Source organism: Thermovirga sp. (assembly GCA_012523215.1).
GTDB lineage: Bacteria > Synergistota > Synergistia > Synergistales > Thermovirgaceae > 58-81.
On sequence record JAAYIZ010000176.1, the window covers coordinates 1 to 1,879 of the forward strand.

Genomic DNA, 1,879 nt, shown 5'->3' on the forward strand with positions numbered 1-1,879 from the left:
ATGATGGACCGGGTGATTGCGGCTTATGGACAGGAGGAGGGCCTGCAATACACCCTTTTCCGCCCCTTCAACTGGATCGGACCTCGACTGGACACCTTCAAGGACGCCGAGGAGAGGAAGGCCCGTTCGATCACCCAGATCCTCTACGATGTGATCCATGGAAGGGGAGTTTCCCTTGTGGGAGGCGGCCGCCAGAGGAGAAGTTTCACCTGGATAGGCGACGGCGTCGAGGCCCTCGAAGCCATCATCAGGAATGAAAAGGGCCGTGCCGACGGCGAGATCTTCAACATCGGCAACCCTCAAAACAATGCGTCCATCAAGGAACTGGCCCTCCTGATCATCAAGTTGCTGGAACCGCACCCGAAATACGGCCCGCTGGCGCAAAGGGCGAACCTGACAGAGATAGACTCCAGGGACTACTACGGCAAGGGGTACGAGGACGTGCTCGACAGGGTGCCATCGGTGGCCAAGGCCAACCGGCTCCTCGGCTGGGAGCCCAGGACCACCCTGGAAGAAGCCGTGAGGAAGACCATCGAATCGACGTTGGACGAGAACGGGCTATGACTGGGGAGAAATTACGCTTCACGGGAGGTGCCGCGATGAATCTGCCATCCCACATCTTCAGGGAGTACGACATCAGGGGCAATGCCGACGAGGAACTGACCAGCGAAACCATCAGGGCCATCGGCCTCGCTTACGGGACGTTCCTCCTCCGGGAGGGAGTGCGGAAGATCACCGTGGGCGGCGATATCCGTCTCTCGACGGAGAGGATAAGAGAGGACGTCATCGAAGGGGTGACCTCCGCCGGCATCGACGTGGTCGATATAGGCATGGTCACTTCGCCGCTGCTCTACTGGAGCCTCTTCCGCCTGGACCTGGAGGGGGCTGTCATGATCACCGGGAGCCATAATCCCAAGGAGTTCAACGGGTTGAAGCTGGCCTTTGGCAAAACCACCCTCTACGGCGACCAGATCCAGAAGATCCGGAGGATGATCGAATCCGACGACCTCGTGGTGGCCCCCCGGAAGGGCTCCGTCGCGACGATGGATCTATCGGAGGAATACCTGGCTATGCTGGTTTCCAAGATCAAACTCGGCGACCGGAAGCTCAAGGTGGTCACCGACTCGGGGAACGCCACGGCGGGACCGCTGGTGAACCGGTTCCTCCGGGAGATCGGGTGCGAGGTGATCCCCCTTTTCGAGGAACCCGACGGGACCTTCCCAAACCATCACCCCGACCCCACCAAGCGGGAGTACGTGCAGGACCTCATCGAGACCGTCAAGCGGGAGAAGGGCGATGTGGGCCTGGGTTTCGACGGCGATGCCGACCGGATAGGAGTCATCGATGACCGGGGAGAGATTGTCTGGGGAGATATACTGATGATCCTCTTCTGGAGGGAGATCCTGCCCCGGTACCCGGGGACGGAGGCCATCGTCGAGGTCAAGAGTTCCCAGGCGCTGGTGGACGAGATAAAGCGCCTCGGGGGGAAGGTGGTCTGGTGGAAGTCGGGACACTCCCTGATAAAGGCCAAGATGAAGGAGATGGACGCCCTTTTTTCCGGTGAGGTGTCGGGACACATGTTCTTCGCCGATGAGTTCTGGGGCTTTGACGACGCCTTCTACGCCGCGGGGAGGCTTTTGAGGATACTGTCCAACACTGACCGGAAGCTGTCGAAACTGCTCGAGGACGTACCAGTCTACTACAGCACAGCAGAGACACGGATCGCCTGCCCGGACGAGCGGAAGTTCGACGTGGTAGACCATATCAGGGATAACGCCCTGAAAGATCACGAAGCCATCACCGTGGACGGCGTGAGGATCCTCTACCCCAGGGGGTGGGGCCTGGTCAGGGCGTCGAACACCCAGCCCGTTATCGTGGC

The 1,879-nt window shown here is 60.2% G+C and carries 2 protein-coding genes; both read left to right on the forward strand.

The features are described from left to right. Positions 1-564, forward strand: a 564-nt coding sequence (locus GX108_05055) for an NAD-dependent epimerase/dehydratase family protein (GenBank protein NLO56407.1), incomplete at its 5' end; no start/stop codon positions are given. Between the two features lie 35 nt (positions 565-599). Then, positions 600-1,879: phosphomannomutase/phosphoglucomutase (locus GX108_05060; protein ID NLO56408.1), on the forward strand; the 1,280-nt coding region annotated here is incomplete at its 3' end.